This is a genomic window from Amycolatopsis arida (assembly GCF_900115565.1).
In the GTDB taxonomy this organism is placed as follows: domain Bacteria; phylum Actinomycetota; class Actinomycetes; order Mycobacteriales; family Pseudonocardiaceae; genus Yuhushiella; species Yuhushiella arida.
In genome coordinates, this window is sequence record NZ_FOWW01000003.1 from 361,266 (window position 1) to 375,122 (window position 13,857).

Below are 13,857 nucleotides of genomic sequence, written 5' to 3' on the forward strand. Positions count from 1 at the left end.
CCGTTCCCTCCATCAGCCCAGACCGTCCAACCTCCGCGAGAGCGGGGAACCGCCCGGCGGGTCGAACGACACACTGTGAGCGAGGTCGTTCAGAATTCGCAAGTAACCGTCCCAGTCCGGCAGGTCCTGCGTGGAGACCGCGAGGATCGCGACGCGTCGGCGGTCGGGAAACGCGAACACGATCTGCGCCTGGCGCACCCGCTGTCGTCGGACGACGGGATAGCCGCCGGCCATTGGTGGCAGCTCAACGAGAACTTCTTCCCCGATGACCAGTGCCTCGCCGGCAGGGTACTCATTGAGCACGATCTCGCGTGGTTCGCCAGGTGAGGCCAGCCCACGAGCAACAGCCAGCAGCGGGCGATCGCCGTGCAGCTTCGCCTCCTTGACCAGGATACTGAATTGCCCTGCTGTCAACCGGGTCGGCTCGACTTCCGACCGAGCCACACAGTTGGCGACGTACACGGCGCCTTCGCGCAGCAGTTTGCCCAAGACCAACTCCTGCACGAGCACCATCCGCAAGCGTTGCTCGTCGCTCAGGCCGCGCAAACCCGTGGCGAGCGACTCGTAGGTGCGCCGTATCCGCTGCCCCGGCTCCTCCTCGAGTGGGATCTCCCGGAGCTGCTCGGGCACGGTGAACCGAAGCGGTATTCCGCTGGGTCGGGCCGCATCGTCCAGAACAGCCAGCCTGCTCACGGGATCATCTTCCCTTTCAGCACGTGGTCACTGATCCCGGAAATGGTGCCGAGAACGCCGCCGGCCACGGTGGTGGCATCCTTCGCCGCGGTGGCCTCCGGACCGCTGTCCGCCAACGCGATGCCCTGTGGGATCTGGAGGGACACATTCGCACCGCCTTCGAGCGCCTTCGCGACATTCGCGGTCATCGCCGACATCTCAGCGGTGTCGATCAGTGGGTTCGCGCCCATGGCCTTCTGCGCCACCCACTGTGCTGCCATGCTCGGTTTGGCCATGTCGTCTCCGAAGACCTTGGCGCCCGTGTAGATGGCCTCGCTGGCGGTCTCGGCCATCCCGGACAGCCCTACCCTGGTGACGTCGATCGTCTTCTCCGCTCCGGAAGCAACCCGCATCGCGGTAGCTACTCCGTCGGTCGCGGCGCCGAGGCCGGGCACGAGGCCCACGAGGTCACCGCCGAGCTCGGCCCAGGCCATGGGGTCGTCCCATTTGCCCTCGACGATCATCTCCGTGCCGTGGGCGGCCAGGGCCAGCGCGCCGGTGCCGAGGGCGATCGGGGCCATGATGGGGGTCAGCACCGGGATGAACGCCAGCACGCCGGCGATCGCCGAGACGATGCCGGCGATGTCGCCCAGGTTCTCCGCCAGCCACTCGCCCGCGTCGTTGACGAAGTCACCGATGTCGTCGAAGAGGCCGGAGTCCGGGGCGCCGCCGGCGGCCTCGTTCAGCGCCTCCGCGCAGATCCGCGCGTCGTCCTCCCAGCGGTGCCGCAGGTTCTCCGCCTCCCGGCGGAGGTCCTCCACATTGGCCCACGCGGCACCCGCGGCGCGGTTGGCGTCGGCCGCCGCCGTGGCGTTGGCCTGCGCCCGCCGCTCCGCCGCCTGAGCCGCGGCGGGATCGTTGGCGTCGTAGGCGATCGGCCGGTTGGCCACCGCGCTCGCCTGCCGGGCGGCCACGTCGGCCTGCTCGGCGGCGGCGATCGCCTTCCGCGCCCGCTCCTCCAGCTCACGGGCCCGCCGCTGGTGCGCCTCCAGCCGGTCGGCCCAGATGGACAGCGCACTGCCGGCCGACGTCATCGAGTCACGAGCGCCCTCGAGGAAGCCGGGCAGCTCACCGAGCTTCTCGACGAACGCGGTGGCCGCGTCGCCCGTCCAAACATCCCTTTTGTCCTGAATGGACCTGAGTACGTCGTACGCCTCGCCGGCGTACCGGCCGGTGCCGCTCAGCTCCGTGGCGATCTCCCGAACCCGACCGACGTCGCCGCGCGCCGGGTCGAAGCCGAGCGCCGGGAAGTCCGCGTCGCTCACCGAGCGTTCCCTTCCGCGACCAGCGCGTCGGCCATCTTCCGCAGGTTCTGCCGCAACGCCTCCTCCAACTCGGCGTAGGCGTTCTTCGCCTCGATCAACCCACCCTTGATTCCTTCGACCGCCTCGCGCAGCTCCTCCAGGCCGCCCGACCAGTCGTCCCGGAAGTCGGCGCACGCCTCGTCCAGCACGTCCGGTCCGAGGTCCTCCGGTCCGAGGTCAGCGAGTCGTTTCGTCGCCGTGTCGATGTTCTCCCCGGTGCGGTCCAGATCCTTGCCGAGCGCGTCCAATCCACCGATGTCCACAGTGAAGTCAGGCACGATCCTGCCCCTCCCCTTGGCATTCACTGCACGTCATCGGGACGGTACCAACCGGAGCCGGATCGAGGAGTCGGGTTCGCCGAACATCCGACGAAAGGCGGGCTCAGCGCTCGTCGAGCAGCTCCCACACCCGCTGGGCGAGCAGGTGGTTGTCCGCCGGGGTGATGGTCGCCCACTCGTCGCCGTCGGGGGAACGCTCCACGGCGAACAGGTACCGGCCCGCGTCGGTGTCGTGGAAGGCCACCACCCGCTCGGCCCGCCGGGTCTGCCCGCTTCGCGGCTGCCGCTCCACGCCGACCTGCCCGCGGGCCACCATGCCGACCAGCATCCCGGCCAGCTCCTGCGCCTGCCACAGCACGACGCCACGGTCCTCCAGGGCGGTGACCAGCGCTTTCGCGTCACCGCGGGCCTCGGCGTCGGCCGCGCGCAACACGCCGTACGGCACGCTCACCGACTGCCCCACCCCGGCCGGCAGCTCACCGGCCACGGACACCGCCGCCTCCGGCAGCGCGCTGTCCCGCGCCGGAATGAGCCACACCTCGTCCCCGTCCACGACGCCGAGCAGCGCCTCCCTGCCCACACTCACGGCGAGGCCCCTGATCTCCCGGTCGGCCCACACCCACACGTCGATCCCGACCAGCGGGTGGGCGAACAGGTTCAGCATGTCCACCACCTCGGCGGACGCCTTCCGCCCCCGGGCGAGGCCGCGGTCGGCCAGCGACCGCCACGCCCGCTCCACCAGCGCGGCCCGCTCGCTGTGCGTGACACCCGGGCTGAGCACGTCCAGCGCGGGATGTCGCTCGGGCAACCGCTCGACCTCCCAGAGCATGTCGAACTCGAGTGCGGACAGCACGAGGCTGCCGTGCGGTGCGCCCATCAACGGTGCCCGTCGGGGCGGCCCTCGCCGATCACGTCGGGGGCCACCTCCCGCTGGTCGGTGAACAGGTCCGCGTCGTCCACGCCGTACTTGCGGACGTGCCCGCCGTCGGGGTCGTCGTCCCGCGGCGCGGCCCGCTCCAGCACGCCACCCTGCCCGCCGTCGCGCTTCGGGTTGAGCTTCTCGGAGTTGCGCGCCAGCCGCGCCTCCTCCTCCGGCAGGTCACCGACCGGCAGCTGCTGTGGCGAGCGGGCCGCGAGCGGGGCGCTGCGCCCGACGCCGCGGCCGCGCCGCTCGCCCTCGCCGCTCAGCGCGCCGGCCACCCCGCCGGCACCCAGCGCGGTGACCCCCGCGCCGATGTCGGCGCCCAGGTTCCCCCCGGTCTTCGGCGCCGGTGGCGTGAACACGCTCCCGGAGCCCGGCCCCACGGCGGGGGCCTGCGGCGCCGACCCGAACGACCGGCCCTTGCCGAGGGCCGGCTCGCCACCACCACCGGGGGCGCCGACCTTGCCGACCAGCCCACCGGCCGCGGGCGGAGCCCCGGTACCGCCGCCGGCCCGCCCGCCGGGCTCACCACCACCGACCCGCCCGGCGGCCTCGCCGCCGGCCCGCGCGCCTGTCCCGATGCCGGCACCGCCGACCGGGGCCGCGCCGGCACCGGGACCAGGCGCGACCGCCCCGGGTCCGCCGGTCCCCGGCGCGGCCGGACCCGGTGTCGCGGCGCCGCCGGGGGTGGCCGTCGCCCCGCCACCCGACGGAGGCACCGCACCGGAGCCGGGCGCACCGGAAGGACCGGTCGACCGGGGCGCGGAGCTGGGCGTCGTGGCACGGGAGCCGGGCTCGGAACCGCTGTGCCGGGCCGGCGACGTGGCCGGCCGGACGGGCACCCCGAAGGCCGGGGTCGGCGCGTCGGCGACCGGGGCGCGGCCGGGCAGCGGCGGAGGCGGTGGCGTGGTCGACGCGGCCGGCTGGGCCGGTGCGCTCGCCGCCGTGGTGCCGGCGGGCCGATCCGTGGGCACCGGGCCGCCACCGGCGTTGACCACCTCGGGCAGCCGCGGCCCCTCGGTCATCCGCAGCGCCTCCGGCGGGGCGATCGGCTCGCTCCCGGCCAGGTGCTGCGCGCTCTCCGCAGCGTAGGCGTTGAGCGCGGCCAGCGCCTGCTGCCGGGCCTCCCGCCCGGCCCGCACCTTGCGGGCGTTGTCCGTCTCGTAGCCGATCAGGCTGAGCGCGGTGTCGGCGAGGTCGTAGCCGCCGGCCCCGTCCCGCAGCGTCTGCGCCTCGGGCAGCTTGTGCAACGTCCTGCTGAACGCGGCGGCCTGCGCGAAGAGCATCTCCGCGGCGTGGTCGACCCTCTCCTTGGCCACCGCGGAGAAGCCGGCCTCCCGGTTGACCGCCGCGCCGGCCCGCTCACCGGCCTCGCTCTGCCACTCCACCCCGAGCTTGGCCAGCTCCTCGCGGAGCGTGCGCTCGGTGTCGGCGAGCGCCTCGCCGACGGCCTTCAGCGCGTCGACGGCCGCGATGATCCCGCCGGTGCCCCGGCCCGCGCGGAAGCGGTCCACCTCGTCGGCGAGGCGGATGTTGTCGTAGCCGTCGAACCGGTGCTCACGGATCCGGTCGATCAGCGTCGCGATCTCGGTGCCGCTCACCATCGCGCCGTCCACGTCACTCACCGCTTCCTACTCGTGCTCCGTGCCCTTGTCCCTCAGCCCTTGTCCCTCAGCCCTCGCCCGCCAGCGTCGCCACCGCCATCGCCGCCGCCCGCTCGGCCCGCGCGCACAGCTGCCGCTGGTCGAACGCGCCGGCGCTGATCGGGTACGCCTGGGTGCGCAGCGTCTGCCCGTCCGCGACGCCGACCAGCACCTCGCAGTCCGCGGCCCGGCCGCCCGGGCGGTACCGGGTGACCGCGGGGAAGCCGACGACCTCGCCCGACTCGGTGGCCACCGTCGCGCTGGCCCGATCGCCGTCGAGCCACGCCCGCACGTCCGCGTCCCCGATGACCTCGACGACGTAGGAGTGGAACGGCTCGGCGCGGTCGGCGTCGAACGAGCACGCGGCGCCGTCCCGACGCGGCCGGCTGTTCACGCCCAACTCGTCGAGCTGCCGCTCAGTGAGCAGCGCGCACGGGTCCGCGCCGCGCACCGGCAACTCCCGCGGGCGAGGTGGCAGCTCGGCCGGCTGCCGGGCCCCCGGCGCCGGCACGGCACGCCCACCCTCCGGCCCCCCGCACCCGGCGAGGGCCGCGGCCAGCACCACGAGCAGCATCCCGTTAGCGGGAGGGCAACTGCCGGTCACCGAAGCTCTCCGCCTTCTCCCGCTCGCTGGCCGTGTACTGCTCGCTCGCCGCACGGAGCTGGGCGACCAGCTCCCGTAGGCCCTCGAGGTAGGCCCTGACCCTGCTCTCGTACGACTGCTCGCCGTCCACGGTGATCGCGTTCCACGCCTGGACCGCGTGCACGCTGACGATGTCCTCCGACGGCGGCTCGACGCGCAGCGCGCCGAGCTGGGCCCGCAGCCGGTCCTGCAGCGCGTTGGCCTGCTCCTCGATGACCTTGGCGACGTCGAGCACCCGGCCCGGGTCGACCTGGATGTCGCGGACGGCCGGCGCCTCCGGCACGGCACCGCCCAGCGGGAACGGGACCGGCGCGCTGGAGCCGCCGTGCTCGGCCTGCGACTCGGCGTTCTGGGACATGTGCGCACCCCCGGTTGCGGTTGGTAGCCGGGCGATCTCTCCCCGCAGGCTACCAACGTGCGGGTAACGACGGCCTGAGATTCGACGAAGAATGCCGCTCGCCGGTTCCCGGGTCAGTGCGGGATGGTGACCTCGCCGCGCACCGCGCGCAGCGCGATGTCCTTTCGGTGGTGCGCGCCGGGCAGGTGCACCCTGCCCAGCCGCTCGTACGCCTGCTCACGCGCGGCCGCCAGGTCGGGTCCGGTGCCGACCACGGACAGCACCCGCCCTCCGGACGAGACCACGGCGCCGTCGTCGCGCCGCCGGGTGCCGGCGTGCAGCACGCCCTCGGCGTCGGAGCCGGTGATGACGTCCCCGGTACGCGGCACGTTCGGGTAGCCGTCGGCGGCCAGCACCACGGTGACCGCGGCGCCCTCGGCCCACTCCAGCGGCGGGTGCTCGGCGAGCCGGCCGGTGGCGGCGGCGTGCAGCAGCCCGGCCAGCGGGGTGCGCAGCAGCGCCAGCACGGCCTGGGTCTCGGGATCGCCGAACCGGCAGTTGAACTCGATCACCTGCGGGCCGGCGGAGGTCAGCGCGATCCCGGCGTAGAGCAGGCCGGAGAACGGGGTGTCGCGGGCGGCGAGCTCGTCGACCACCGGCTGCACGATGGTCCGCACGATGTCGTCGACCAACCCGGGCGGCGCCCAGGGCAGCGGGGCGTAGGCGCCCATGCCGCCGGTGTTCGGCCCGGTGTCGCCGTCGCCGATCCGTTTGAAGTCCTGCGCCGGCAGCAGCGGCACCACCGTGGTGCCGTCCACCAGGCAGAACAGCGACGCCTCCGGACCGTCCAGGAAGGACTCCAGCAGTACCGGGTGGCCGCCGTCCAGCAGGGTCATGGCGTGTTTGCGGGCCAGCTCGACGTCCGCGGTGACGACGACGCCCTTGCCCGCGGCGAGGCCGTCGTCCTTGACCACCCAGGTGGGGCCGAACCGGCCGAGCGCGGCGTCGAGGTGGGCGGGGTTGTCCACCACCTCGCTGTGCGCGGTGGGGACCTTCGCGGCGGCCATCACGTCCTTGGCGAACGCCTTCGAGCCCTCGATCCTGGCGGCCTCGGCGGAAGGGCCGAAGCAGGCGATCCCGGCGGCCCGCACGGCGTCGGCGGCGCCCGCGACCAGCGGCACCTCCGGGCCGACGACCACCAGGTCGGCCTTCCAGCCGCGGGCCAGCTCGGCGACCGAGGCCGGGTCGGTGACGTCCACCGCGAGCTGCTCGGCCAGCGCCGCGATGCCGGCGTTGCCGGGCGCGCAACCCAGCGCGGTCAGCGCGGGGTCGGAGGACGCGGCGAGGACGAGGGCATGCTCACGGGCGCCGGAGCCGATAACCAGGACACGCACGCGCCAAGGGTAGCCCCGGAGAAGTTCCCGCCGAGTTTGCGGGCGGGTCACCGGAAGCGGTTACCGTGTCGCGGATCAGGTCCGCTCCTCGCCAGGAGGTATCGACAGTGCACAGACGGCTGACCGGGCTGACCCTGTCCGGGCTCACCGTGCTCGCCATGGCGGTGGTCGCCCCGGGTCCGGTCCACGCGCAGGAGAGCCCCACGGTCGCCGACCGGGGACACCGCGAGGCGGTGGTGATCGGGCACCGGGGCGCGTCCGGCTACCGGCCGGAGCACACCCTCGCCGCCTACGAGCTGGCGGCGCGGATGGGCGCCGACTACATCGAGCCGGACCTGGTGATCACCAAGGACGGTGTGCTGGTGGCGCGGCACGAGCCGGAGATCGGCGGCACCACCGACGTCGCCGACCGGCCGGAGTTCGCCGACCGCAAGACCACCAAGTCGGTGGACGGCGAGGAGGTCACCGGGTGGTTCGCCGAGGACTTCACCCTCGCCGAGCTGAAGACGCTGCGGGCGAAGGAGCGGATTCCGCAGCTGCGGCCGAACAACACGATCTACGACGGCCGGTACGAGGTGCCGACCCTGCAGGAGGTCATCGACCTGAGCCGGCGGCTGTCCCGGGAGCTGCGCCGGGACATCGGCATCTACCCGGAGACCAAGCACCCGACGTACTTCCGGCGGCAGGGGCTGCCGCTGGAGCCGGCGCTGGTGCGGACGCTGACCCGCAACGGGCTGAACCGGCCGGGCGCGAAGGTGTACGTGCAGTCGTTCGAGGTGGGCAATCTCGAGAAGTTGCGGCGGAGCCTGCGGGTGCCGTTGGTGCAGCTGATCGGCTCCAGCGGGGCGCCGTACGACTTCGTCGTGGGCGGTGACCCGCGAACCTACGACGACCTGGTGACCCCGGAGGGGCTCGCCGAGATCGCGACCTACGCGCGCGGCATCGGCCCGGCCAAGGACCGGATCATCCCGCGGGACGCCGGCGGGTACCTGACCGAGCCGACGTCGCTGGTGCGCGACGCCCACCGGCACCGGCTGGTCGTGCACCCGTGGACCTTCCGCGCGGAGAACGCGTTCCTGCCGGCGGACTTCCGCTCGTCGACGGAGCCGGGGGCGTGGGGGGACATCCTCGGCGAGCTCGAGGTGTTCCTGGCCACCGGCATCGACGGGGTGTTCGCCGACCATCCGGACATCGCGGTGGAGGCCCGCGCCGCGCGGCGCGCCCCCGTGGGGGCCGGCGCCCGAGGGTGAACCGGTCGCCGGGCGCTGCCGTACGGCGGTGGCGGCGCCCGGCACCCGGGCCCCGACGCCAGGCGCGCCCGACACCGGAGCCCGACACCGGAGCCCGGCGCCAGCACCCGGCGCCAGCACCCGGCGCCAGCCAGGACCCGACACCCCGGATCCCCGGATCCGGGGTCAGTGCCCGACACCAGGGGATGGACGAGTCCGCCGAATTGTCCACATCACCCATTGGTGATCCACAGATTTCGCGAGTGTCCTTCGCGAGACCCCCGCGCCGATAGACTGGACTCAGGGGCGCCGTACCCCGGGAGGGTGGGCCCCGCGCTGGTCCACGGTCCGCGCGAGTGGACCGTTCGCTCCGGTGTGGTCGTTCCGGCCGTGGTGCTCCGGGCCGGCTGAGTCTGAGCCTGCTGGAGGTGCCGTGGCTCGGTGACGCGCTCAGGGCCGTCCCGGGATGCCGTGGCTCGGTACGCGCTCCGGATCGTCTCGAGGTGCGGTGGCTCGGCGGGGAGATCCGGCGACGTCGTGCGAGACCGGCCGGCTACAGGAACTCGTGGCGGACGATGGTCTGCTCCCGGCCGGGGCCGACCCCGATCGCCGACACCCGCGCGCCGGACAGCTCCTCGATCCGCTCCACGTAGGCCCGCGCGTTGGCCGGCAGCTCGTCGAACGTGCGGCACTGGCTGATGTCCTCCCACCAGCCCGGCAGCTCCTCGTAGATCGGCGTGGCGTGGTGCACGTCGGTCTGCGTCATCGGCATGTCCTCGGTGCGGAAACCGTCCACTTCGTACGCCACGCACACCGGCACCCGCTCCAACCCGGACAGCACGTCCAGCTTGGTGAGGAAGTAGTCGGTGATGCCGTTGACCCGCACCGCGTAGCGGGCGATCACCGCGTCGAACCAGCCGGTCCGCCGGGAACGGCCGGTGGTGACACCGAACTCGCCGCCGGCCTTGCGCAGGTTCTCACCGGACTCGTCGTGCAGCTCCGTCGGGAACGGACCCGAGCCGACCCGGGTGGTGTAGGCCTTGAGGATGCCCAGCACGGTGGTGATCCGGCCCGGCCCGATCCCGGAGCCCACGGCGGCACCGCCGGAGGTGGGGTTGGACGACGTGACGAACGGGTACGTGCCGTGGTCGACGTCGAGCAGGGTGCCCTGGGAGCCCTCCAGCAGCACGGTCTCCCCGCGCTCCACCGCCTGGTTGAGCAGCAGCCGGGCGTCGGCGATCCGGTGCGCGAACCGCTCGCCCGCGGCGAGCACCTCGTCGGCCACCTGGTCGGGGTCCAGCGCCTTGCGGTTGTAGACCTTCACCAGGACCTGGTTCTTGAACTCCAGCGCCGCCTCGACCTTCTGCCGCAGGATCTTCTCGTCCAGCAGGTCCTGCACGCGCACGCCGACCCTGGCGATCTTGTCCTGGTAGCACGGGCCGATGCCGCGCCCGGTGGTGCCGATCTTCTTGGCGCCGAGGTAGCGCTCGGTCACTTTGTCGATGGCCACGTGGTACGGCATGATCAGGTGCGCGTCGGCGGAGATCAGCAACCGCTCGGTGTCGACGCCGCGCTGCTCCAGCCCGTCGAGCTCGTCGAGCAGCACGCCGGGATCCACCACCACGCCGTTGCCGATCACGTTCGTCACGCCGGGGGTGAGGATCCCCGACGGGATGAGGTGCAGGGCGAAGTCCTGCCCGTCGGGCAGCACCACGGTGTGCCCCGCGTTGTTGCCACCCTGGTATCGGACCACCCACTGCACGCGGTCGCCGAGCAGGTCGGTGGCCTTGCCCTTGCCTTCGTCTCCCCATTGGGCACCGATGAGCACAATGGCCGGCATGTGACACTCCAGGATGTTCGGCGACAAGTCGGGTACGGGCGTCCGGGAGGACAACCGCGGCGCTGGGAAATGCCGGTGCATGACTGTAACGGAGGCGGTCGGAGTGCGCGGACTGGTGCTGGCCTGCGGGCCGGACACACCCGAGCTGCCGGAGGTCGAGGGCGTGCGGGTCGAGCGGCTCCCGGCGCGGCCGGGCAAGACCGATGTGGACCCGCTGCTGACCGACGACGCCGCCGCGCACCTGGTGGTCGTGGGCACCGACGCCGATTTCGCGGCCGTGGTGCTCCGCCTGCTGCGCCGGGACCGGCTGGCCGACACCACCGTGGGCTACGTCCCGACCGAGCGGTCCTCGGCGGTGGCCGCGCTGTGGGGCCTTCCGGGTGACCCGCGCCACGCGCTGGCCCTCGCGCTCGGCGGCGAGGTGGACCCGGTCCCGCTGATCCGGGACGACGCCGGCGGGGTGCTCGTCGGCCGGGGTGTGCTCGGCCCGGTGCGCGGTGTGGCGTACTGCGACGACGAGGTCGCGCTGCGCGGCCTCGCCCGGCGGATCGAGGTGGAGCCCGACCCGCACTCGGCTGGCGGCGGCCCGGGGCTGGTGGTGCGGGTGAGCCGGGGGCTGCTGTTCCGGCGGCAGATCACGTACACGGGCCGGGCGGTGCAGCTCGGCTGCGTGCCGGTGACGCCGGTGTCCGACGGCGTGCCCTACCCGCGGCCGATGTCGCGCTGGACCTGGTACAAGCACACCGAGCCGCTCCGCCTCGTCCGCGGCCTGGCCTGACCCGACGCGCAGGGCCAACGCGGCGACGCGAGCGGCGAACACAGCGACGCGAGCGAACATGCGGGAGCGCCAGGCCACTGGGTCAGGTGAGGCGGGTGAGGATGTCGGCGCCGTGCTCGCGGAGGCGTTGGACGCCGCCGATGGTGAACTCGGTGAGCAGGTCGATCAGCGCCTCCCGGGGCGGCGGCTCGGCCTCCCACGCCTGGTTCACCAGCGCCTCGGCCATCGCCATGGACATCGTCACCAGCGCGACGTCGGTGCGGCCGGGCTCGATGCCGTGCTCCGCCCAACGCCGCCGGCTCGCCTCGGTGTAGAGCCGGGCCAGCCGGGCCCGCACCCGGCTCAGTGCCGGGTCGCCGGCGCGCTCGGCCTCCTGCAGCACGGGCAACGCCGCCGGGTGCTCGGCGACGAACTCGAACATCGCCGCGAAGTTGCTCCGCGCCCACGCCCGCAGATCCTCGGTGCCGTCCCGCGCCCGCGCCCCGATCCAGTCGACGGCGAGCTCCTCGACCTCCGCGACCACCGCGGCGAACAGCGCCGACTTGTCACCGAAGTGCTCGTACACGCTCTGCCGGGTTAGCCCCGCCGTACGAGCGATCTGCTCGACGGTCGCGGCCGTCGAGCCCTGGGTCGCGAACACCTCACGCGCCGCGACCAGCAGGGATGCTCGCTGCTCCTCCGCCGGAACCTTCCGGGGGCGCCCCGGCCCCCGACGGAAGTGGGTTGACATTGTGTGTCACCTCACTCGCATACTTTTCCGACACTGCTGTCGGAAACCTTCCCTCCCGAGGAGCGAGTATGCGCCCACCCGGTCGGCTTCGCCGGACCCTCGCCATCCTGCTCGCCGGCACGGCCAGTCTCGCCGTGCTGACCGCCACCACCACACCGGTCGCCGCCGAACCCGCGACCGAGGTCGCCAGCGCGGCCGACGACTTCTACGACCCGCCCTCACCGCTGCCCCCTGGCCGCAACGGCGACCTCATCAAGCACGAGCCGTCCGAGTTCTACCTGGACCCGCTCAAGCTGCTGCCCGCGCCGGCCGAGGTGCGGCGGATCATGTACCGCAGCACCGACACGCACGACCGGCCGATCCCGGTGACCGGGGTGGTGCTCACCCCGCACGTCCCGTGGATCGGCGCCGGGCCCCGCCCGATCATCGGCTACGCCCCGGGTACCCAGGGGATCGGCGACAACTGCGCGCCGTCCAAGGCACTGGCCGCGGGCCTCGAGTACGAGGGCCCGTTCATCGACGGCCTGCTCAAGCGCGGCTACGGCGTCGTGGTCACCGACTACGAGGGCCTGGGCACCCCGGGCATGCACACCTACGTCAACCGGGCGGCCGAGGGGCACGCGCTGCTCGACGCGGTGCGCGCGGCGCAGCGGCTGGCCGAGGCGAACCTGCCGGACGCCGGCCCGGTCGCGGTGGTCGGCTACTCGCAGGGCGGCGGCGCCTCGGCGTCGGCCGCCGAGCTGCACCCCGAGTACGCCCCCGAGCTGGAGCTGAAGGGCGCCTACGCCGGCGCCCCGCCGGCCGATCTCGCCGTCATGGCGAGGAACCTGGACGGCCACTACGCCGCCGGCTTCATCGGGTACGCGCTGCACAGCCTCGACTACGCCTACCCGGAGCTGAACATCATGGACCTGCTCAACGAGAAGGGCCGGCGGATGGCGGAGGAGATCATTCCCAAGTGCACGCCGCAGGCGATCATCGACTACGCGTTCACCAAGTCGACCACGCTGACCAAGGACGGCCGCCCGCTCGAGGCCTACCTCGACGAGGAGCCGTACGCGTCGCGGGTGGCCGAGCAGCGGATCGGCGAGCGCCGGCCCACCGTGCCGACGCTGGTGGTGCACAGCAAGCTGGACGACATCGTGCCCTACGACCAGGGCCGGCGGATGGCACTCGACTGGTGCGCCAAGGGCGTGACCGTGCAGCTGAGCAGCTCGCTGGTGCCGACCCACGTCGGCGGCGCGATCCGCGCCTTCCCGGAGATGTTCGCCTGGCTGGAGGGCCGGTTCGCCGGCCTGCCGGCGCCGAGCAACTGCGGAAAATTCTGAGCTGACCCGGGTGCGGCGCCCCGCGCGGGGCGCCGCACCCGGTCGGCTCACGTCAGCCCGGTGGCCTCCGCCGCCGCGGGGTCGGAGTCGGCGAGGAACTGCCGGCAACGCTCGTACTCCTCGGTCTCGCCGATCCGGCCGGCGGCCTTGCCGAGCACCGCGAGCGAGCGCAGGAACCCCTGGTTCGGCCGGTGCCGCCAGGGCACCGGCCCGTGGCCCTTCCACCCGGCGCGGCGCAGCTGGTCCAGACCACGGTGGTAGCCGGTGCGGGCGTAGGCGTAGGCGGCGACGATCTCGCCCGCGGCGAGGGCCCGCTCGGCCAGCGCCGCCCACGCCTCGCTGAAGTCGGGGTGCTCGGCGGCGACCTCGGCCGGGTCGGTCCCGGCGTCGAGGGCGGCCTGGGCGTCGGGTCGGTCGGGCAGGTGGGTCGGCGCGGGGCCACCCAGCAGGTTGGCGTCGGTCATGCGGCCATTACAGCAGCACGGCCAGCACGGTGCTCGCCCCCAGCAGCACGAGCGCGGCGACCAGCACGGCGGCGACCACACGTTTGGGCATCATCGCGGACACCTTGCCGCGCGCCGCCCCCGCGAGGCAACCCGCGACCCCTTACGGGTGAACCCTGGCTTTTCCTCCCCTTTTCCGGGATTCGGCCCACCGGGCGAGACATTCGGGAGAGGATGTCGCGGTGAGCCAGGTCGC

The 13,857-nt window shown here is 73.4% G+C and carries 14 protein-coding genes; 3 read left to right on the forward strand and 11 right to left on the reverse strand.

Annotated features, from left to right (window positions below):
- Nucleotides 1-12: 12 nt before the first annotated feature.
- The 8 genes from BM051_RS11145 to purD all read right to left on the reverse strand — a co-directional run bounded on the left by BM051_RS11145 (nucleotide 13) and on the right by purD (nucleotide 7,253).
- A complete protein-coding gene (locus BM051_RS11145; RefSeq protein ID WP_092530000.1) occupies nucleotides 13-693 on the reverse strand; it encodes a hypothetical protein in 681 nt (226 codons plus the stop codon).
- Nucleotides 690-1,997: a hypothetical protein gene (locus BM051_RS11150; protein ID WP_092530001.1), complete on the reverse strand. Its 1,308-nt coding sequence runs from the start codon at nucleotides 1,995-1,997 to the stop codon at nucleotides 690-692. Before BM051_RS11150 ends, BM051_RS11145 begins: the two co-directional genes overlap by 4 nt.
- Nucleotides 1,994-2,314: a hypothetical protein gene (locus BM051_RS11155; protein ID WP_134046082.1), complete on the reverse strand. Its 321-nt coding sequence runs from the start codon at nucleotides 2,312-2,314 to the stop codon at nucleotides 1,994-1,996. The genes BM051_RS11150 and BM051_RS11155 overlap by 4 nt, the downstream gene beginning before the upstream one ends.
- Nucleotides 2,315-2,417: 103 nt before the next feature.
- The gene (locus tag BM051_RS11160) at nucleotides 2,418-3,191 is read right to left on the reverse strand and encodes an ESX secretion-associated protein EspG (protein ID WP_092530003.1); all 774 of its coding nucleotides are present in this window, start codon (nucleotides 3,189-3,191) and stop codon (nucleotides 2,418-2,420) included.
- On the reverse strand, nucleotides 3,191-4,861 hold the full coding sequence (locus tag BM051_RS11165) for a hypothetical protein (protein ID WP_092530004.1): 1,671 nt from the start codon (nucleotides 4,859-4,861) through the stop codon (nucleotides 3,191-3,193). The genes BM051_RS11160 and BM051_RS11165 overlap by 1 nt, the downstream gene beginning before the upstream one ends.
- Before the next feature lie 46 nt (nucleotides 4,862-4,907).
- Nucleotides 4,908-5,453, reverse strand: a complete 546-nt coding sequence (locus BM051_RS11170) for a DUF3558 domain-containing protein (protein WP_243859453.1) — start codon at nucleotides 5,451-5,453, stop codon at nucleotides 4,908-4,910.
- 4 nt (nucleotides 5,454-5,457) lie between these two features.
- Nucleotides 5,458-5,880, reverse strand: coding sequence for a PE domain-containing protein (locus tag BM051_RS11175; RefSeq protein WP_092530005.1), 423 nt, complete (start codon nucleotides 5,878-5,880; stop codon nucleotides 5,458-5,460).
- Between the two features lie 113 nt (nucleotides 5,881-5,993).
- The gene (gene purD, locus BM051_RS11180) at nucleotides 5,994-7,253 is read right to left on the reverse strand and encodes a phosphoribosylamine--glycine ligase (protein WP_092530006.1); all 1,260 of its coding nucleotides are present in this window, start codon (nucleotides 7,251-7,253) and stop codon (nucleotides 5,994-5,996) included.
- A gap of 158 nt (nucleotides 7,254-7,411) precedes the next feature.
- Between purD and BM051_RS11185 the strand changes: the two genes are divergently transcribed.
- On the forward strand, nucleotides 7,412-8,503 hold the full coding sequence (locus tag BM051_RS11185) for a glycerophosphodiester phosphodiesterase (protein WP_424923273.1): 1,092 nt from the start codon (nucleotides 7,412-7,414) through the stop codon (nucleotides 8,501-8,503).
- A gap of 532 nt (nucleotides 8,504-9,035) precedes the next feature.
- Here BM051_RS11185 and BM051_RS11190 read toward each other — a convergent pair.
- Nucleotides 9,036-10,322 (reverse strand): adenylosuccinate synthase, encoded by a 1,287-nt coding sequence (locus BM051_RS11190; RefSeq protein WP_092530008.1) that lies wholly within the window; start codon nucleotides 10,320-10,322, stop codon nucleotides 9,036-9,038.
- A 103-nt stretch (nucleotides 10,323-10,425) separates the two neighbouring features.
- On the opposite strand from BM051_RS11190, the gene BM051_RS11195 reads away from it, so the two are divergent.
- Nucleotides 10,426-11,100, forward strand: coding sequence for a hypothetical protein (locus tag BM051_RS11195; RefSeq protein WP_092530009.1), 675 nt, complete (start codon nucleotides 10,426-10,428; stop codon nucleotides 11,098-11,100).
- An 82-nt stretch (nucleotides 11,101-11,182) separates the two neighbouring features.
- Here the strand turns inward: BM051_RS11195 and BM051_RS11200 are convergent, their stop codons facing one another.
- On the reverse strand, nucleotides 11,183-11,761 hold the full coding sequence (locus BM051_RS11200; RefSeq protein ID WP_424923272.1) for a TetR/AcrR family transcriptional regulator: 579 nt from the start codon (nucleotides 11,759-11,761) through the stop codon (nucleotides 11,183-11,185).
- 137 nt (nucleotides 11,762-11,898) lie between these two features.
- Between BM051_RS11200 and BM051_RS11205 the strand changes: the two genes are divergently transcribed.
- Nucleotides 11,899-13,158, forward strand: coding sequence for an alpha/beta fold hydrolase (locus BM051_RS11205; RefSeq protein ID WP_092530011.1), 1,260 nt, complete (start codon nucleotides 11,899-11,901; stop codon nucleotides 13,156-13,158).
- Between the two features lie 47 nt (nucleotides 13,159-13,205).
- Here BM051_RS11205 and BM051_RS11210 read toward each other — a convergent pair whose 3' ends face one another.
- Nucleotides 13,206-13,622 carry a DUF3151 domain-containing protein gene (locus BM051_RS11210; RefSeq protein ID WP_092530012.1) on the reverse strand — a complete coding sequence of 139 codons (417 nt, stop codon included), beginning with the start codon at nucleotides 13,620-13,622 and terminating at the stop codon, nucleotides 13,206-13,208.
- Nucleotides 13,623-13,857 lie beyond the last annotated feature (235 nt).